The organism is Klebsiella sp. CN_Kp088, assembly GCF_040064335.1.
GTDB classification, from domain to species: Bacteria; Pseudomonadota; Gammaproteobacteria; order Enterobacterales; family Enterobacteriaceae; genus Klebsiella; species Klebsiella aerogenes.
Genome location: NZ_JBEAIQ010000015.1, coordinates 205,038 through 222,709, shown reverse-complemented (window position 1 = coordinate 222,709; position 17,672 = coordinate 205,038). Strand labels below are relative to the sequence as shown.

Below are 17,672 nucleotides of genomic sequence, written 5' to 3'. Positions count from 1 at the left end.
GTTTAAATAGATCCACCCGGTGACAATGTGAAACCTAAATCTAACATCTTAGGGGTAATCGTCTCACCGCGGATGCGCGCCAGCAGACGCTCGGCGCCGATGCGCCCCATGCGCTCACGCGGGGTCAATACGCTGGCGAGACGCGGCTCCATCACCTGACCGATATCGTGACCGTGGAAACCGGCTATCGCCATGTCGTCCGGGATTTTCAGCCCCAGACGCTGGCACTCGAACGCCGCGCCGACCGCGAGGTCATCGTTGGTGCAGAAGATGCCGTCGAGCTGCGGATATTCGCGACGCGCCTGACGCATCAGCTCAATCCCTGACGAGTAGGAAGAGGATTGCTCCACCATCACGCTGTAGGGCGTCATGCCGGCATCGAGCATCGCCTGCTCGTACCCCTTCTGTTTGATGATAGTACGTTCATCCAGACGCGCGCCGAGATAAGCAACGTGGCGGTGACCGCGGGCGATAATCGCCGCCGTCATCTGCCGCGCCGCTTCGAAGTTATCGAAACCGACGGCAATGTCGAGGCACGGCGACTGGCTGTCCATCAGCTCAACCACAGGGATCCCGGCCACTTCAATCATTTTCAACGTGCGCGGCGTGTGGGTACGTTCAGTGAGGATCAGGCCGTCAATATTCCAGGAGAGCATCGATTCGAGGCGCTTCTCTTCCATCTCCGGCTTATAGCCGTAGTGCGCCAGCATGGTTTGATAACCGAAGGCGTCGGTGACGCTTTCAATGCCGCGTAGCACTTCCGAGAAGACCTGGTTAGTTAACGAGGGCAGCAGCACGCCGATGGCGCGGCTGGTGGCGTTAGAGAGAATATCAGGAGCACGATTGGGAATATAACCCAGCTCATCGAGTGCAACGGCAATCTTGCCACGCAGGGCCTCAGAAACCTGTTCCGGGTTACGTAAATAGCGACTGACCGTCATTTTGGTCACGCCGACAAGATCGGCTACATCCTGAAGTACGGGTCTTTTCTTTTTCATCGTCCTGACTGTGATCGGCTGGGAAACATTTTCTCAGTTTATCACGGACAAAGCGCAACCTTCCCGGAGAAAAAAGGGCCAAAAGATTTATTTAGAGTTGATACGCAAAATCATTCAAGTTGCATTGAGGCGGCAACGCAACGAATCCCCGGAAGCGTACAAAGGGTACGCGCCCGGGGTGAGTGAGGAGAGCCAACAAAAATGCGGCTTGAAGGATGACGCGTATCAAACCGGCGGCAGATCGAACAGCAGAATTTCGCTATCGCTGTCGGCGTGAACCGAAATCGCCTGCTCGTCCCAAATCGCCAGACCATCGCTGGTGGTGGCTTTGGTGCCGTTAATCGTCACTTCGCCTTTCACTACCTGGATCCACACGCGACGTTCCGCGGCAATCTGGTGAACCGACTGCTCATCTTTCAGCAGCGCCCAGCGATACAGTTCCATATCCTGATGCACTTTCAGCGACCCTTCGCGCGCATCTGGCGACAGCACCAGCTGTTTGCCCTGCGCGGCATCAAAGCGGCGCTGCTCGTAGCGCGGCGTAATGCCGGTTTCTTCTGGAATAATCCAGATCTGATACAAACGCAGACGGTCGGTGCTGCTCGGGTTGTACTCAGAGTGACGCACGCCGGTACCCGCGCTCATGATCTGGAACTCGCCAGCCGGAACCTGCTCTTTGTTACCCATGCTGTCCTGGTGCTCAACCGCGCCTTCCAGCACATAAGTCAGGATTTCCATGTCTTTGTGCGGGTGGGTGCCAAACCCCTGGCCGGCGTCGATTACGTCATCGTTAATCACGCGCAGCGCGGAGAAACCCATAAAGTTCGGGTCGTAGTAGTTGGCGAAAGAGAAAGTATGCCAGGAATCCAGCCAGCCATGGTTAGCGTGGCCACGTTCGTTAGCTTTGCGTAAGTAGATCATGTTGCACCCCCGTATGTTTTCGATGGAGTAAGTGTGGACCCATTCCGCCGGCGATCATAGAGGGTGAAAATTGACTCCTCTGTTCAAAAAATATGAACAAGCGGCGAGGAGCCAGATTTTCTTATTTTGCGAGGGTAATAGTAGCCGGAGAAGGTTGTTCAAAGCCGCGCTGCAGAATCTCCATATTGGTGAGAACTTCAGATTCCTTGACGTAATTCGGCTGGCCGTTAACGAGGGTGTCATACAGCGCGTCATACACTCGTCCGTAGTCGCCGGTTTCCAGCGGCACCTCTTCACGTACCGCCACGCCCGCCTCGTTGATATAGACCAGTTGCCCTACGCTGTCATCAGCGCCGAACCCCGTGTCGCCCGGCATAATGTTGGCCTTCAGGCTGGTCTCCTGCTGGTCAATGCCGTATTTCACAAACGAGCCTTTATGGCCATGAACGATGAATTTCGGGTAGTCAATCTGTACCAGATGGCTGGTTTTGACGATCGCTTTCAGGTCGCCATAAAACAGTTGAGCTTCAAACGTGTCATCGGGATTGGCTTTATTACGTAGTGATCGCAGATCGTAGGAAACATGATCCGGGCGACCAAACAGCGAAATGATCTGGTCCATGGTATGCACCCCGAGGCCATAGAAATCGCCGCTTTGCGGTCCCCCCTGGATGGTTTCCGCCACCGGTCGGTAGTTATCAAAATGACTTTCAATTTCCACCAGTTCGCCGAGCTTACCGCTTTCAATCACCTTTTTGGTGGTCAGGAAACAGGAGTCGAAGCGGCGGTTCTGATAAGGCGTCACCGTCAACCCTTTGCTTTTCGCCAGCGTAAACAGGGCTTTCGCCTCTGCCAGCGTCGGGGTAAAGGGCTTTTCGACCAGTACGTTTTTCCCCGCTTCCAGCGCCCGCTTCGCGTATTCGAAGTGGCTATCGGCATGGGTGCAGACCACCACCAGTTTGACCTGCGGGTCGTTCAGCACTTCATCGAGGTCGCTGGTGAAGTGGATATGGGAATACGCCGGCGCTTGTTCTTCCGGCCTGGCGCTGCGGCGATAAATATGCGCGACGTGCCAGCGGTATTTGCGATGCAGGACGTAAGGAAGATGATAGCGGGTCGTGCTTTTACCGAAGCCAATAAATGCGCAGTGCAGAATCATAACGCTGTCCTTAGTTGATGTGCTGCCTTTAACCATAGCGCAAGCCGGGGGCTCACTTCATCCCCCTTTCCGCCAGCCAGGAGAATTCACCAATAAAATATCTCGGCTACCACCCATATATAATTATTGATAAGTAATTGATTAATAAATAAATATTTTTCATTTTCTCTACTAAAATGCTTGCTTTCGATGGCAAAACTGCGCATAAGTGAGGGGCAACCAGGACGTTGCTAAAGACTAACGGAGTAGCCAGCCGCTGCTGATGGAAAAAAAGTACCTCGCCATAAACTGTGCCATGTGTTTCTGGCTTCTCGCTTTGATCGCCTGGTTTAGCGATGAGATTGCGCTGGCGCGCCTTGCGGCCGCCTGTACCCTCTTCGCATTCCTTATTCATACCCAAAGGGAAAAAATTAACGCTATGTTTATGAAGAAAAATAAAACCGAAGCGCAGGCTGCTGAAGTCGCGGCGCCAGCCGTGGCGGCAACAGAGCCAGAAACGGCAAGCGTCAAAAAACAGGAAACCACGGTGATCGCCAGCGGCGTGCATTTTGTCGGCAACATCGTCGCCAGCGGCCATGTCTATATCCACGGCCAGGTCACCGGCAACATTGAGGCCAAAGAACATCTGATTAAGGTGATGCGCGAAGGTCAGGTCGAGGGCAATATCAGTTGCCGCGAGCTGATCGTCGACGGCAAGGTTCATGGCCAGTGCCGTGGCGATAGCATCGCTATTGAGGAACATGGCAACATCGACGGCACCCTCGCCTATCGCGCGCTGGCGATTAAAAAGGGCGGCCTGTTTACCGGCAGTGCAGAGGTATTGGCCGCAGCGGAAAGCAAAAACAAAAGCAATATCGTCGGCCTGATCCCGGAAGAAGGGACGAAACCCGTAAAATCGCAACACGCCTGAAATGAGCGCAAAAAAAAAGCCAGCACCCGGCTGGCTAAAGTAATACTGGAAGCAATGTGAGCAATGTCGTGCTTTCAGGCTTTCCGCAAGGGTCTCCCTGAATGCAGGACAATAATAATCATTCTCATTCGCACTTGTCTACTTTTTTTTGCAAATAATGCGTGTTGACTCGAACGCCGTACTCAGTGATGTTTAAAGGGACTTTTCACCTGAATGAGGAACAAGGAATGAGTGATATCGTGATACGCCATGCTGAACCGAAAGATGTTGACGCGATTCGTCAAATTCACGCCCAGCCGGAGGTGTATCACAACACGCTACAGGTCCCTCATCCATCCGAGCATATGTGGCGGGAGCGGCTAACCGATACGCCTGGCGTGAAGCAACTGGTGGCCTGTATCGATGGGCAAGTCGTGGGGCATTTATGCATTGCTGTCGCCCAACGTCCCCGCCGTAGTCACGTTGCCGATTTTGGTATCAGCGTGGATTCGCGCTGGCACAACCGCGGCGTCGCCAGCGCGCTGATGCGCACCATGATTGATATGTGCGACAACTGGCTGCGCGTCGAGCGCATTGAGCTGACGGTGTTCGCCGATAACGCCCCGGCAGTCGCGGTGTATAAGAAGTACGGCTTTGAGATCGAAGGCACCGCCAAGGGTTACGCATTGCGCAACGGCGAGTATGTGGATGCGTATTATATGGCGAGAATGAAGTAGCGTGTTGCCGGGTGGCGGCTTCGCCTTACCCGGCCTACGTTCGTGCGGCCTACCTTTAATTTATTCACCATGCTGGCTGAAACTGCCGGTGTTGATGGGCCTCAAAATCGCTGAGACGTTCCCGGAAGGCCGGGGCAGCCCGCATGGATGCGGGCTGAGGGCCGTGTTTTGCACGGACGCTGCCTCGGCCCGACCCGTAGCCTGCCGGGATAAGTCGAAGGAACCACGAAGTGGCGATTTTGGCGGCCAGAGCCCGGGAGTACAGAGGGCGGCGGCGACTGGCCGCCCTCTGTACGCTCCCTGCGCCACGGAAAACATATTGCAGCAAAATTAACCGGGAGCGCAATGTGTTCAGAATTAACACAAAGCACATGTTTTTCCCGGACCAAAACAGTTGCAAACGGATAACAGTATCTACTTTCATACAGTTGTCGGCCCGGTAAGCGCAGCGCCACCGGGCAACACCTTAATACCCTGCGGTCAAATCACCGGGTGAACGCGGATCGGAAGCGCCATACAGCGTGCCGTCCGGCCCCACCATAATGCTCTGGGTACTGCCCATCGCCTCTTTCAGCGCGACTTTCTGCCCCTTTGCTTCCAGCAATTTCACGGTATCCGGGCTAAAACCTTTCTCCACCCGCAACTCGTCCGGCAGCCACTGGTGGTGGAAGCGCGGCGCATTGGTGGCCTCCGCGACGTTCATCCCAAAATCAATGGTGTTGACCACCATTTGCAGCACGGTGGTGATAATTCGGCTACCGCCCGGGCTACCGGTCACCAGCCAGGTCTTCCCGTCTTTTACCACGATAGTTGGCGACATCGACGACAGCGGACGCTTTTTCGGCCCTACCGCGTTGGCGTCGCCGCCCACCAGCCCATAGACGTTAGGCACGCCGGGTTTCGCCGAGAAATCATCCATCTGGTTGTTGAGTATAATGCCGGAGTCGCCGGCCACGATGCCGGTACCAAAGGTGGTATTCAACGTATAAGTCACCGCCACCGCATTGCCGTCTTTATCGACCACCGAGAAGTGGGTGGTCTGGTTGCTTTCATACGGCGCCAGTTTGCCCGGGCGGATCTGGCTGGAAGGCTTCGCCTTGTTGACGTCGATCTCAGCGGCGATCGCTTTGGCGTAGGCTTTGCTGGTCAGCGCCTGCCACGGCACTTTGACGAAGTCAGGGTCGCCGAGATATTCCGAACGGTCGGCATAGGCATGTTTCTCCGCCTCCGCCATCACCTGCATGGCGTCGGCGCTGCCAAAGCCATATTTCTGCATATCGAAGTTTTCGAGGATATTGAGGATCTGCACGATGTGGATCCCGCCAGAGGACGGCGGCGGCATGGAGTAAACCTCATAGCCGCGATATTCACCGCTAATCGGCGTACGCTCCACGGCCCTGTAGTTGGCGAGGTCGGCTTTGGTGATAAGCCCGCCGTGTTTTTTCATCTCACCGGCAATCTGGTCGGCGATAGCCCCTTTATAGAAGGCGTCCGGGCCGTGCTCGGCAATCAGCTCCAGGCTTTTCCCCAGATTCTTTTGCACCAGCCGGTCGCCTTTTTTCAGCGGCTCGCCATTCTTCCAGAAAATCGCTTTGCTGTTTTCATGCTGCGGGATCACTTCGCTGCCATAGGTTTTTAAATCGTCAGCCAGCGCATCGTTAACGATAAAGCCCTCTTCCGCCAGCTTAATCGCCGGGCGGATCACCTTATTCAGCGGCATGGTGCCGTATTTTTCCAGCGCGAGAGAGAAGCCCGCGACGCTGCCTGGCGTACCGGAAGCGAGATGTGAAGTCAGCGATTTTTTACTGTCCGGATTGCCATGTTCATCAAGGAACATATCGCGGGTGGCCTGTTCCGGGGCCATCTCGCGGAAATCGATCGCCGTGGTTTTACCGTCTTTAGTACGCAGCATCATAAACCCGCCGCCGCCGATATTACCGGCCTGCGGATGCGTGACCGCCAGCGCGTAGCCGACAGCCACCGCCGCATCGACGGCGTTGCCGCCCTGACGCAAAATATCCACGCCGACGCGGGTCGCCAGCGCATCCACCGAGGCCACCATCCCCTGCTGGGCGCGCACCGGGTGAAACACATCTTCCTCAACGCCATACGAGACCGGCGGCGGGGGCGGCGGATTGGCGGCGACGGTAAAGCTGCCCCCCGCCAGTAACGCTGCGATGACCACCTGACGCCATATTGTTGTTTTTATCATTGTCTTACTCCTGAAAGGTAGGTTTTATATCCCGGCTTAAGCCTGGTTGATAACTCCTAAAAAATCATTGTTATGGCGAATTCGAGGTACACTTAAGTGATCCCACGCACGGGAGGAGAAAACAATGAAAGCGATTTTATTCCTGGCGGCGCTGATGCCGCTCGGCGTTTTAGCACAGCCGATTAACATCGATAACAACCCTAACCAGCCGGGTTATGTGGTGCCCAGCCAGCAGCGAATGCAAAATGAGATGAAGGTGCAGCAACAGCAGCAGCAAAGCATGCTTAAGCAGAATCTGAATAATCAGACCCGTTCGCAGCAGCAGCATTTGCAGAGCCAGTTGCAAACCAATCAGCAGCGCGCGGCGCAGGGCGGCAATCTCAATTCGCAGCCGCAGGTACTGCCGAACAACAACGGCGGGATGCTGCGGCAGACTAACCCGTAAAGATCGTCCGCCGCAAATCAGTATTAAGGCTGGAAATTCGGCCCGATGACGTCAATAGCATCGGTGCAGATGCAATCTACGCCCCAGCGCAGCAGTTCAGCGGCGCGCTGGGGTTTATTGACCGTATACACCAGAATATGCAGGCCGGCCTGTTTCAGGCTCGCTACCCGAGCCGCATCCAGCAGCTTGTGGTTGAGATGAATAGATACGCAGCCCAGCCGGGCGGTCAATTCGCGCCAGTCATCGCGCCACTCATCCAGCAGCAGCCCGCGTGGCAGCTCGGGCGCGGCTTCCTGCGCCGCTTCCAGCGCGTCGATTTCAAAGGATGAGAGTAGCGGCGCGGTCATATCGGCCCACAGATCGCGCGCGGCCAGCGCCACCACTTTGCCGGTCTGCGGCCCCTGCCCGGTGGTCGGCTTAATTTCGATATTCGCCATCATGCCGTGACGGCGGCAGCGTTCCGCCACCTGAGAGAGCAGCGGCAGCGGTTCGCCCTTAAATTCACGGCTGTACCAGCTGCCGGCATCGACCTTCAGCAGATCGTCCCACGACAGCTCGCCCGCCACGCCCCAGCCGTTGCTGGTGCGTTCGAGATTATCGTCGTGCAGCAGAAAGATCTGCCCGTCCTTCGACAGCTTGGCGTCAAATTCAATCATCGTGTGCCCGTAGCGGGCGCCGACGTCGATAGCCGCCAGGGTGTTCTCCGGCGCCAGTTTACCGCCGCCGCGATGGGCGACGATGTGGGGATAAGGCCAGTTACTCATGCGCGTTGTCCTGTTTCACCATCAAAGAGGTGCAGATGTTCCAAAGGCAGATGCAGCCATAGCGTGCTGCCACCCGCCGGGCGCTGCTGATGCGGCAATCTGACCACCAGCTTCTGCTCGCCCCAGCGCCCGTGGGCGAGGTTATCGGCACCTAAAATTTCCAGCGTATCCATCAGCAGCGGAATGCCGCCTTGCGCCTGCGAGCTTAAAATAAAGTGCTCCGGGCGGATACCGAGAGTCATTTTACGCCCGGCGTAACGCCGATGCTCGTGATTCATCGGTAGCTGTATACCGCCTTCCAGCTCAAAGCGGCCGCCATCATCGCTCACCCGCCCCTCCAGCAGGTTCATGGCCGGGCTGCCGATAAAGCTCGCCACAAAGCGGCTGGCGGGCTTTTCGTACACTTCGACCGGCGTGCCGATCTGCTCGGCAATCCCCTTATTCATTACCATCACCCGCTGGGCAAGGGTCATCGCTTCGACCTGATCGTGGGTGACATACAGCGAGGTCGTTTTCAGGCGCCGATGCAGCTGTTGCAGTTCCAGACGCATCTGCACGCGCAGCTTGGCGTCGAGGTTTGACAACGGTTCGTCGAACAGGAATACCGCCGGGTCACGCACGATAGCGCGGCCCATCGCCACGCGCTGGCGCTGACCGCCGGACAGTTCCCGCGGGCGGCGCTTGAGCAGGCCATCCAGCTCAAGAATACGCGCCGCCTCCTGTACGCGCTCGGCGATCAATCCCTTACCCATGCCGCGAATCTTCAGACCCCACGCCATGTTCTCTTCCACGCTCATATGCGGATAAAGCGCATAGTTCTGGAACACCATCGCGATACCGCGATCCTTCGGCTCCATCTCGGTCACCCGTTTACGATCAATCCAGATATCGCCGCTGGTCACTCGTTCAAGTCCGGCAACCATCCGCAGCAGCGTTGATTTCCCGCAGCCCGACGGGCCGACCATGACGATAAACTCCCCGTCCGCCACGTCCAGCGTTAGCGGTTGAATTACCTGGGTTTTGCCATCCCAGCTTTTGCTTACTGCTTGTAGTTTTAAACCAGCCATTTTATTTCTCACTATCGACCAGGCCGCGCACAAACGCGCGCTGCATGGCTAAAACGATGACGACCGGCGGGATCAGGGTCAGCAGCATCGCCGCCATCACCTGATTCCACTGGGTAGTACCTTCACCGGTGGCGATCATGCCTTTAATACCGGCGACGGCGGTGCCAAGATTCACATCCTGAATAATCAGCAACGGCCATAGATACTGGTTCCAGCCGTAGATAAAGGTGATGACGAACAGCGCGGCGAGGTTGGTTTTCGACAGCGGCAGCACGATGTCGCGAAAGAAGCGCATCGGCGAAGCGCCATCGATACGCGCCGCTTCAATCAGCTCGTCCGGCAGAGTCATAAAGAACTGGCGGAACAGGAAGGTGGCGGTAGCCGAAGCCATCAACGGCAGCGTTAACCCGGCATAACTGTCGAGCATTTTGAGGTTGGCGATCACTTCCACCGTCGGGAAAATACGCACCTCGACCGGCAGCATCAGAGTGATGAAGATCATCCAGAAGAACAGGTTACGCAGCGGAAAGCGGAACCAGACGATGGCGAAAGCCGAAAGCATCGACACCACGATTTTGCCTACCGTAATGGCGAACGCCATGATAAAGCTGTTGAGCATCATCAGCCAGAACGGCGCGCTGTTGACGCCGACGCCGTTCACCCATATGGTCTTCATGTTCTCCAGCAGATGTCCGCCGGGGATCAGCGTCATCGGCGTTTCAAACACCGATTTGTTATCCAGCGTCGCCGCCACGAAGGCGACATACAGCGGGAATAAAATGACGGCAATACCCAGAATGAGCATGGTGTGGCTGAAAATCGTCAGCCCGCGACGGTTCTCAATCATTGGTAACGCACCTTACTTTCAACGTAACGGAACTGCACCACCGTCAGGATAATGACGAGGAACATCAGCACCACCGACTGCGCGGCGGAAGCGGAAAGATCGAGCCCGGCGAAACCTTCGCGATAAATTTTGTAGATTAGGGTGGTGGTCGCCTGCACCGGGCCGCCGGCGGTGGCGGCATCGATCACCGGGAAGGTGTCGAAGAAGGCGTAAACCAGGTTGACCACCAACAGGAAGAAACTCACCGGCGCAATCAGCGGCAGCGCCAGCTTGAAGAAGCGACGAATCGGCCCGGCGCCGTCGATGGCGGCGGCCTCAACCAGCGAACGCGGGATCGACTGCAGCGCGGCGAAAAAGAACAGGAAGTTGTAGCTTATCTGCTTCCAGACCGAGGCGAAGACCACCAGAAACATCGCCTGGCCGCTGTTCTGCGCGTGGTTCCAGTCGTAACCCAATTCGCCGAGGAAATGAGTGATCAGCCCGCGTCCGGGATTGAAGAGGAAGATCCACAGCACCGCCGCGACGGCGGGAGCCACGGCATACGGCAGCAGCATCAGCGTTTGATAAAAGCGGCTGCCGCGCACCACATAGTCGACCAGCGCGGCAAAAAACAGCGAAATAAGCAGGCCGCTGACGGTTACCAGGGTACTGAATTTTATGGTCGTCCAGAAAGAGTCCAGATAGTACGGGTCGTGGAATAGCGTGACGAAGTTATCCAGGCCGACAAACTGGCTGGAAAGGCCAAACGGATCGACGCTCTGCAGCGAGTACCACAGCGCTTCGCCCGCGGGCCAGATAAAGAAAATCAGCGTGATAATCAGCTGCGGCGCGACCAGCACATAGGGCAGCCAGCGCGAGCGGAATACCGGACGGGATGATGACATGAAGATTTTATTCCTGAACAATGCCGGGTGGCGGCTACGCCTTACCCGGCCTACATAGGGCACATCGTAGGCCCGGTAAGCGCAGCGCCACCGGGCAAGTTACAGATTACGATTTGGTTGCTTGCTCGAAACGGCGCAGCAGTTGATTCCCGCGCTGAACGGCGGAGTCCAGCGCCTGTTGCGGGGTTTTCTTGCCGGTCCACACGCTCTCCAGCTCTTCATCAACGATGGTGCGAATTTGCGGCATGTTGCCCAGGCGCAGGCCTTTGGTGAACGGCAACGGCGGCTTGTTCAGCATCTGGCGAGTGGCGATATCAGCGCCTGGGTTCTTATCATAGAAGCCCTGCTGGCGCGTCAGATCGTAGGCCGCGGTGGTAATCGGCAGATAGCCGGTTTTCTGGTGCCACTCGGCGGCGTTTTCCGGTTTGGTCAGGAAGTCGAGGAACTTCGCCACGCCGGTGTAGGTCTCTTTGTCCTTGCCCTGCATCACCCACAGGCTGGCCCCGCCGATGATAGCGTTCTGCGGCGCGCCTTTCACATCAGCGTCGTAAGGCATCATGCCGACGCCGTAGTTGAATTTCGCGTACTGACGAATATCCGCCAGCGAGCCGGATGAGGCGGTAGTCATCGCGCAGTCGCCGTTATAGAACTTCTCGGTGGATTCATCCTTACGCCCGAAATAGCTGAAATCGCCTTTCTTGTTCATCTCTTCGAGCAGCGCGATATGCTTCACCTGCTCCGGCTTGTTGAACTCAAGAACCGCGTCGGTACCGTCAAAGCCGTTATTTTTCGTGGCGACCGGCAGGCCGTTCCAGGCGCTGAAGTTCTCAATCTGGATCCAGCCCTGCCAACCGCTGGCATAGCCGCACTTCATTCCGGCCGCTTTCAGCTTCGTGGTGTAGGCCGCCAGATCCTGCCAGGTTTTAGGCGGCTGCTCAGGGTCCAGACCCGCTTTCTTGAAGGCGTCTTTGTTATAGTACAGCACCGGCGTGGAGCTGTTGAACGGCTGGGAGAGCAGATGGCCGGTTTTTGAATCGGTGTAATAACCGGACACCGTCGGTACGAACTGCGATTCATCGAACTTAATACCCGCATCGCTAAAGACCTGGTACACCGGCTTAATAGCTTTTGACGCCATCATAGTGGCGGTGCCGACTTCATACACCTGCAGAATCGCCGGCGCGTTACCGGTACGGAAGGCGGCGATACCGGCGCTCAGGCTCTGCTCGTAGTTGCCTTTGTACATCGGAACAATTTTGTAATCAGGATTGGCCGCGTTGAAACGTTGCGCCAGAGAATCAACTTCTTTACCCAGTTCCCCTTCCATCGAGTGCCAGAAAGGGATGGTGGTTACTGCCAGTGCCTGGCCAGCAAATGCCAGGCTCAGCGCCAGTCCTAAAGCTGTATGTCGTAACGATATCATCGGTTATCTCTCTTGTTGTTCCGGATGCGCGATTTCACGCGTTTTATGTTCGCGGGGTAACATGACATGTTCGAATTACAGAAAAATAACTTTTTTATTACAAAAAAAAGATAGTAACGGGTCAGGGAGATGACAAGCCGATGAAAGGATGGGGGAAGTAAAGTGGGAGCTGAGACACGGATAATATTCGTGCGATCGGCTCCCGGGGTCGGCGCAAGCGCCTCGCCCGGGCTACAAACCGGCGAAATGAATGACGCCGGGTTACAATGTATTAACCGCCGAGATAGGCGCTGCGCACCGCCTCGTTGGCCAACAGCGCGTCGCCGGTATCCTCCAGCACCACGTGACCGTTTTCCAGTACGTAGCCGCGATCGGCCAGCTTCAGCGCCTGGTTGGCGTTCTGCTCAACCAGGAAGATCGTCATCCCCTGCTCACGCAGCTGTTCGATGGTATCGAAAATCTGCTGAATGATAATCGGCGCCAGCCCCAATGAGGGCTCATCAAGCAGCAGCAGGCGCGGCTGGCTCATCAGAGCGCGACCGATCGCCAGCATCTGCTGCTCGCCGCCGGACATGGTGCCGGCGCGCTGAATACGGCGTTCATGCAGACGCGGGAACAGCTCATACACCCATTTGATGCGGGTATGAAACTGGTCGCGGTCGGCAAAAAAACCGCCCATCGCCAGGTTCTCTTCCACCGTCATGCGCGAAAAGACGCGTCGCCCTTCCGGCACGATCGCCACCGCTTCACGCATGATTTTCGCCGTCTGCCAGTCGGTAATATCCTTACCGTCAAAGACAATGCGCCCGCTGGAGGCCCGCGGATCGCCGCACAGCGTACCGAGCAGGGTAGTTTTCCCCGCGCCGTTAGCGCCGATAAGCGTAACGATCTCACCCTGTTTGATATGCAGGCTGACGTTGTGCAGCGCCTGAATCTTGCCGTAGTGGGCGCTGACATTGTCAAAAGTTAACATCGCTTTTTCCATCTTATGCGTCACCACCATTATGCTTCACCTAAATAGGCGCGGATCACGTCCGGGTTATTACGAATCTCTTCCGGCGTCCCGTTGGCCAGCGGCGTCCCCTGATTCACGACGTAGATGCGATCGGAAATGCCCATCACCAGCTTCATATCATGTTCGATAAGCAGGATGGTGGTGTTGTGATGGCTACGCAGCTCGGCGATAAGCTCATCCAGCTCTTTGGTCTCTTTCGGGTTAAGCCCCGCCGCCGGTTCATCAAGCATCAGGATCTCCGGCTGCGTCACCATACAGCGAGCAATCTCCAGCCGGCGCTGGTCGCCGTAGGCCAGGTTGCTGGCCTGACGGTTGGCATGCTCCAGCAGGCCGATACGCTCAAGCCAGGTGGCGGCCCGATCCAGCGCTTCGCTCTGTGCGCGACGGAAGGCCGGCGTTTTCAGCAGACCGGAGAAGACGCCGGTTTTCAGCTGTTGATGCTGCGCCACCAGCAGATTTTCAATCACCGTCATTTCGCGGAACAAACGCACGTGCTGGAAGGTTCGCACCACCCCCATCCGCGCAATCTGCTGCCCCGGCAGCCCTTCCAGATGCTGGTCGCGCAGCATAATGGTGCCGCCGGTAGGTTTATAGAAACCGGTCAGGCAGTTAAAAACGGTGGTTTTTCCCGCGCCGTTTGGGCCAATTAAGGAAACGATCTCCTGCGGGCGCAGCTCAAGGGAGACGTTATTGACCGCCAGCAGGCCGCCAAAACGCATCATCAGGCCGTTCACGGATAATATTGGCTGACTCATGCCTGCTCTCCTTTCGCCTGACCGTTTTTCAGCTTCAGCTGCGGGCGCGTCATCGGCAGCAGCCCCTGCGGGCGCCAGATCATCATCAGCACCATCAACCCACCGAGCATTAACATACTGTATTCGTTGAAATCACGCATCAGCTCGCGCGATACCACCAGCAGAATAGCCGCCAGGATCACTGCAAACTGCGAGCCCATACCACCCAGCACCACGATCGCTAGCACAAAGGCCGACTCGGCGAAGGTAAAGGACTCCGGGCTCACGAAGCCCTGGCGCGCGGCGAACAGCGTGCCGGCAAACCCGGCAAACGCGGCGCTGATAGTAAAGGCGGTCAGCTTGATGCGCGTCGGGCTCAGGCCCAGCGAACGACAGGCGATTTCATCTTCACGCAGCGCTTCCCACGCCCGCCCGAGCGGCATCCGCAGCAGACGGTTAATAACGAACAGGCTGAGCACCACCAGCAGCAACGCTACCAGATAGAGGAAAATCACCCTATCGCTGGGATCGTACTTCAGACCGAAGAAGTTGCTGAAGGTATCCCAGCCGCCTTCACGGGCGGTACGGCTAAATTCAAGACCAAAGAAAGTCGGTTTCGGGATCTGGCTGATACCGTTCGGCCCGCCGGTGATCTCGGTATTGTTGAGCAGCAGAATGCGCACGATCTCGCCGAAGCCTAAGGTCACAATCGCCAGATAGTCGCCGCGCAGACGCAGCACCGGGAAGCCCAGCAGGAAGCCGGCCGCTGCGGAGACCAGACCGGCCAGCGGCAGGCAGGTCCAGAAGCCGAGACCGTAATAGTGGTTAAGCAGCGCAAAGGTATAGGCGCCGATGGCGTAAAACCCGCCGTAGCCCAATACCAGCAGGCCGGAAAGCCCAACCACCACGTTCAGTCCGAGACCAAGGATGATATAAATCATCGTCAGGGTGGCAATATCCACCGTACCGCGCGACACCATAAACGGCCAGGCCACGGCAATCACCAGCAGGGCTATCAGAAAGAGCTTCTGCTTGACCGTCGACCCGTCAATCGCCGGCATAATAAATTTCGGCCCGGAAACGTTCTTAACCGCTTTCTGGAACAGCGGGCGCAGCAGCTGGAAGAAAAAGACCACCGCGGTGCCGATGAAAATCCACTGCCAACGAATATCGGCGGCGGTATCGACCACCAGTTTGGTGCCATTCAGCTCCAGCTGCACGCCCATAAAGACGCCCGCCAGAACAAAGAACATCGCGGCGGAAAGCAGCGCCATCGCAATTTGCATCGGTTTCATACTTTTTCTACCTCCGGGCGGCCCAGAATGCCGGTCGGCATTACTAACAGCACCAGAATCAGCAGCGCGAAGGAGACGACGTCCTTATATTCGGTGCTGAGATAGGCAGAAGAGAGCGCCTCGGCGATACCCAGAATCAGGCCGCCGATCATCGCGCCAGGGATACTGCCGATACCGCCGAGCACAGCTGCGGTAAAGGCCTTCATCCCGGCCATAAAGCCGATGTAGGGGTTAATAACGCCGTAGAACTGCCCCAGCAGGACGCCCGCGACCGCCGCCATCGCTGCGCCAATGACGAAGGTCAGCGCAATAACGCGGTCGGTATTGATGCCCAGCAGGCTCGCCATTTTCAGATCTTCCGCACAGGCGCGACAGGCGCGGCCCATTCGCGAATAGCGAATAAACAGCGTCAGCGCCAGCATGGCGATAAAGGTAACGACCCAGATGACCAGTTGCATGGTAGTGATAGTGGCGGAGAAATTATCGCTGTGGCCGACAATCCACTGGCCGTTAAAGAGACTCGGCAGCGCGACATCGCGCGAGCCTTCGGTCAGGCTGACAAAGTTCTGCAGGAATATCGACATCCCGATGGCGGAAATCAGCGCGATCAGACGTTTGGAGCTGCGAACTGGCCGATAGGCCACGCGCTCGATACTCCAGCCGTAGGCGCTGGCGATAATGATAGCGCCAATAAAGCCTGCGGCGACCAGCAGCCAGCCGGTATCGATCCCCAGCATCATCAGGGCGGCGATAATCATGAACGAGACGTAGCTGCCGATCATGTAGACCTCGCCGTGGGCGAAGTTAATCATGCCGATAATGCCGTACACCATCGTATAGCCGATGGCGATCAGCGCATAGGTACTGCCCAGCGTGACGCCGTTAAACATCTGCTGCAGAAAATAGAGAAACTGCTCGGACATAAGGTAACCTTTTTCATGCCACCCGCGCGGTGCGGGCGGTGGGATAACGCGTCTTACTTAGCGACGGTGGATGAACCATCCGCGTGCCACTGGAAGACACCAAATTCAAATCCCTTCAGATCGCCTTTTTCATCCCAATTCAGCGGCCCAATCACGGTCTTCGCGCCGTGAGCTTTCAAATCTTTAATTAAATCCAGCGGCTGCTGGCTGCCGGTTCTGTCCATCGCCTGCGCCAGCGACTGAACGGCGGCATAGGTGATCCAGACGTACGGGCCGCTCGGATCTTTTTTATCCGCTTTCAGCGCATCAACAATAGCGCTGTTGGCCGGATCCTGGTCATAGCGTTTTGGCATCGTCACCAGCATACCTTCCGCCGCCGCGCCGGCGATGTTGGACAGCGAGGCGTTACCGACGCCTTCCGGCCCCATAAACTGCGTTTTCAGGCCGACGGAGCGCGCCTGGCGCAGCATCTGCCCCATTTCCGGGTAGTAGCCGCCGTAGTAGACGAAGTCGATGTTCTCTTTCTTCAGGCGCGCCAGCAGCGCGGAGAAATCTTTCTCACCGGCGGTAATACCGTCAAAAAAGACGATATTGGCACCGGCTTTTTTCAGGTTGTCCTGCACGGAACGCGCCAGTCCTTCACCGTACTGCTGTTTGTCATGAATAATCGCAATACGCTGCGGCTTCACCTGTTCGAGGATATATTTCGCGGCGGTCGGCCCCTGGGAAGAGTCAAGTCCAGCGGTACGCATAATGTACTGGTAGCCACGCTGGGTCAGTTCCGGGTTGGTCGCCCCGGGGGAGATCATCAGGATGCCCTCATCTTCATAGATGTCAGACGCCGGCTGGGTGGAGGAGGAACAGAGGTGGCCAATAACGTACTGAATGCCATCATTGACGATTTTGTTGGCGACCGCGACCGCTTGTTTCGGATCGCAGGCGTCGTCATATTCGACGCCAACCAGTTTGTCGCCTTTAATGCCGCCGCTGGCGTTAATGTCTTTAATCGCCTGGCGCGCGCCGTTGAATTCCATATCGCCCCACTGGGCAACCGGGCCAGACATCGCGCCGACGACGGCGACTTTAATATCCTTTGCCAACGCCGCGTGGGAAATCGCTAATGCAACGACTCCCGCGACGATCGTTTTCGCGTTCCTTTTCATGCTTCAGAACCCCGTTCGTGATGTGATGTAAATGTTTTGTATTTTTATGGTTAAAAAGCATTCTGTGCTTTTATTAAACAACGCCATTTTTACCATGAACTTTAATGGTTTAGCGCAGTTTTTTACCTGAATTATGATTAAAATCTCTATTTTTCAGGTGATTAAGAAAAGATAATATTCTGGTTTCAGGCGAAGA

17 protein-coding genes are annotated in these 17,672 nt (G+C 56.5%); 3 read left to right on the top strand and 14 right to left on the bottom strand.

Annotated features, from left to right (window positions below):
* Positions 1-2: 2 nt before the first annotated feature.
* From gntR to ABLV08_RS06220, 3 genes are all read right to left on the bottom strand, one after another.
* Positions 3-998 carry a gluconate operon transcriptional repressor GntR gene (gntR, locus tag ABLV08_RS06230; protein ID WP_015369338.1) on the bottom strand — a complete coding sequence of 332 codons (996 nt, stop codon included), beginning with the start codon at positions 996-998 and terminating at the stop codon, positions 3-5.
* 225 nt (positions 999-1,223) lie between these two features.
* Positions 1,224-1,919, bottom strand: a complete 696-nt coding sequence (locus ABLV08_RS06225) for a pirin family protein (protein ID WP_015369337.1) — start codon at positions 1,917-1,919, stop codon at positions 1,224-1,226.
* A gap of 121 nt (positions 1,920-2,040) precedes the next feature.
* Positions 2,041-3,078, bottom strand: coding sequence for an oxidoreductase (locus ABLV08_RS06220; RefSeq protein WP_348855664.1), 1,038 nt, complete (start codon positions 3,076-3,078; stop codon positions 2,041-2,043).
* A 262-nt stretch (positions 3,079-3,340) separates the two neighbouring features.
* On the opposite strand from ABLV08_RS06220, the gene ABLV08_RS06215 reads away from it, so the two are divergent.
* Positions 3,341-3,988: a polymer-forming cytoskeletal protein gene (locus ABLV08_RS06215; RefSeq protein ID WP_045389812.1), complete on the top strand. Its 648-nt coding sequence runs from the start codon at positions 3,341-3,343 to the stop codon at positions 3,986-3,988.
* A gap of 227 nt (positions 3,989-4,215) precedes the next feature.
* Positions 4,216-4,704, top strand: coding sequence for an N-acetyltransferase (gene yhhY, locus ABLV08_RS06210; protein WP_045413210.1), 489 nt, complete (start codon positions 4,216-4,218; stop codon positions 4,702-4,704).
* Positions 4,705-5,170: 466 nt separating this feature from the next.
* On the opposite strand, the gene ggt is transcribed toward yhhY, so the two are convergent.
* Positions 5,171-6,916 carry a gamma-glutamyltransferase gene (gene ggt, locus ABLV08_RS06205; protein ID WP_020077772.1) on the bottom strand — a complete coding sequence of 582 codons (1,746 nt, stop codon included), beginning with the start codon at positions 6,914-6,916 and terminating at the stop codon, positions 5,171-5,173.
* Between the two features lie 124 nt (positions 6,917-7,040).
* On the opposite strand from ggt, the gene ABLV08_RS06200 reads away from it, so the two are divergent.
* Positions 7,041-7,361 (top strand): DUF2756 family protein, encoded by a 321-nt coding sequence (locus ABLV08_RS06200; RefSeq protein WP_015703699.1) that lies wholly within the window; start codon positions 7,041-7,043, stop codon positions 7,359-7,361.
* A 23-nt stretch (positions 7,362-7,384) separates the two neighbouring features.
* On the opposite strand, the gene ugpQ is transcribed toward ABLV08_RS06200, so the two are convergent.
* From ugpQ to livK, 10 genes are all read right to left on the bottom strand, one after another.
* Positions 7,385-8,125, bottom strand: a complete 741-nt coding sequence (gene ugpQ / locus ABLV08_RS06195; RefSeq protein WP_015703700.1) for a glycerophosphodiester phosphodiesterase — start codon at positions 8,123-8,125, stop codon at positions 7,385-7,387.
* On the bottom strand, positions 8,122-9,192 hold the full coding sequence (locus tag ABLV08_RS06190; RefSeq protein WP_015703701.1) for a sn-glycerol-3-phosphate import ATP-binding protein UgpC: 1,071 nt from the start codon (positions 9,190-9,192) through the stop codon (positions 8,122-8,124). The genes ugpQ and ABLV08_RS06190 overlap by 4 nt, the downstream gene beginning before the upstream one ends.
* Before the next feature lies 1 nt (position 9,193).
* A complete protein-coding gene (gene ugpE, locus ABLV08_RS06185) occupies positions 9,194-10,039 on the bottom strand; it encodes a sn-glycerol-3-phosphate ABC transporter permease UgpE (RefSeq protein ID WP_015369329.1) in 846 nt (281 codons plus the stop codon).
* Positions 10,036-10,923 (bottom strand): sn-glycerol-3-phosphate ABC transporter permease UgpA, encoded by an 888-nt coding sequence (ugpA, locus tag ABLV08_RS06180; protein WP_015369328.1) that lies wholly within the window; start codon positions 10,921-10,923, stop codon positions 10,036-10,038. Before ugpA ends, ugpE begins: the two co-directional genes overlap by 4 nt.
* A gap of 106 nt (positions 10,924-11,029) precedes the next feature.
* Positions 11,030-12,346, bottom strand: coding sequence for a sn-glycerol-3-phosphate ABC transporter substrate-binding protein UgpB (gene ugpB, locus ABLV08_RS06175; RefSeq protein WP_032713161.1), 1,317 nt, complete (start codon positions 12,344-12,346; stop codon positions 11,030-11,032).
* A 271-nt stretch (positions 12,347-12,617) separates the two neighbouring features.
* Positions 12,618-13,331: a high-affinity branched-chain amino acid ABC transporter ATP-binding protein LivF gene (gene livF / locus ABLV08_RS06170; protein ID WP_086538103.1), complete on the bottom strand. Its 714-nt coding sequence runs from the start codon at positions 13,329-13,331 to the stop codon at positions 12,618-12,620.
* Positions 13,332-13,348: 17 nt separating this feature from the next.
* Positions 13,349-14,116 carry a high-affinity branched-chain amino acid ABC transporter ATP-binding protein LivG gene (livG, locus tag ABLV08_RS06165; RefSeq protein ID WP_015369325.1) on the bottom strand — a complete coding sequence of 256 codons (768 nt, stop codon included), beginning with the start codon at positions 14,114-14,116 and terminating at the stop codon, positions 13,349-13,351.
* Complete coding sequence (gene livM, locus ABLV08_RS06160) at positions 14,113-15,390, bottom strand: branched chain amino acid ABC transporter permease LivM (RefSeq protein WP_015369324.1); 1,278 nt, start codon at positions 15,388-15,390, stop codon at positions 14,113-14,115. The genes livG and livM overlap by 4 nt, the downstream gene beginning before the upstream one ends.
* Complete coding sequence (gene livH, locus ABLV08_RS06155) at positions 15,387-16,313, bottom strand: high-affinity branched-chain amino acid ABC transporter permease LivH (protein ID WP_015369323.1); 927 nt, start codon at positions 16,311-16,313, stop codon at positions 15,387-15,389. The genes livM and livH overlap by 4 nt, the downstream gene beginning before the upstream one ends.
* Positions 16,314-16,366: 53 nt before the next feature.
* Positions 16,367-17,476 (bottom strand): high-affinity branched-chain amino acid ABC transporter substrate-binding protein LivK, encoded by a 1,110-nt coding sequence (gene livK / locus ABLV08_RS06150; RefSeq protein ID WP_032709321.1) that lies wholly within the window; start codon positions 17,474-17,476, stop codon positions 16,367-16,369.
* Between the last annotated feature and the right edge of the window lie 196 nt (positions 17,477-17,672).

What these genes read in the sequence shown, in the direction of transcription:
- gntR (WP_015369338.1), bottom strand. Translation starts at nt 998, where the DNA reads ATGAAAAAGAAAAGACCCGTACTTCAGGATGTAGCCGATCTTGTCGGC.
- ABLV08_RS06225 (WP_015369337.1), bottom strand. Translation starts at nt 1,919, where the DNA reads ATGATCTACTTACGCAAAGCTAACGAACGTGGCCACGCTAACCATGGC.
- ABLV08_RS06220 (WP_348855664.1), bottom strand. Translation starts at nt 3,078, where the DNA reads ATGATTCTGCACTGCGCATTTATTGGCTTCGGTAAAAGCACGACCCGC.
- ABLV08_RS06215 (WP_045389812.1), top strand. Translation starts at nt 3,341, where the DNA reads ATGGAAAAAAAGTACCTCGCCATAAACTGTGCCATGTGTTTCTGGCTT.
- yhhY (WP_045413210.1), top strand. Translation starts at nt 4,216, where the DNA reads ATGAGTGATATCGTGATACGCCATGCTGAACCGAAAGATGTTGACGCG.
- ggt (WP_020077772.1), bottom strand. Translation starts at nt 6,916, where the DNA reads ATGATAAAAACAACAATATGGCGTCAGGTGGTCATCGCAGCGTTACTG.
- ABLV08_RS06200 (WP_015703699.1), top strand. Translation starts at nt 7,041, where the DNA reads ATGAAAGCGATTTTATTCCTGGCGGCGCTGATGCCGCTCGGCGTTTTA.
- ugpQ (WP_015703700.1), bottom strand. Translation starts at nt 8,125, where the DNA reads ATGAGTAACTGGCCTTATCCCCACATCGTCGCCCATCGCGGCGGCGGT.
- ABLV08_RS06190 (WP_015703701.1), bottom strand. Translation starts at nt 9,192, where the DNA reads ATGGCTGGTTTAAAACTACAAGCAGTAAGCAAAAGCTGGGATGGCAAA.
- ugpE (WP_015369329.1), bottom strand. Translation starts at nt 10,039, where the DNA reads ATGATTGAGAACCGTCGCGGGCTGACGATTTTCAGCCACACCATGCTC.
- ugpA (WP_015369328.1), bottom strand. Translation starts at nt 10,923, where the DNA reads ATGTCATCATCCCGTCCGGTATTCCGCTCGCGCTGGCTGCCCTATGTG.
- ugpB (WP_032713161.1), bottom strand. Translation starts at nt 12,346, where the DNA reads ATGATATCGTTACGACATACAGCTTTAGGACTGGCGCTGAGCCTGGCA.
- livF (WP_086538103.1), bottom strand. Translation starts at nt 13,331, where the DNA reads ATGGAAAAAGCGATGTTAACTTTTGACAATGTCAGCGCCCACTACGGC.
- livG (WP_015369325.1), bottom strand. Translation starts at nt 14,116, where the DNA reads ATGAGTCAGCCAATATTATCCGTGAACGGCCTGATGATGCGTTTTGGC.
- livM (WP_015369324.1), bottom strand. Translation starts at nt 15,390, where the DNA reads ATGAAACCGATGCAAATTGCGATGGCGCTGCTTTCCGCCGCGATGTTC.
- livH (WP_015369323.1), bottom strand. Translation starts at nt 16,313, where the DNA reads ATGTCCGAGCAGTTTCTCTATTTTCTGCAGCAGATGTTTAACGGCGTC.
- livK (WP_032709321.1), bottom strand. Translation starts at nt 17,476, where the DNA reads ATGAAAAGGAACGCGAAAACGATCGTCGCGGGAGTCGTTGCATTAGCG.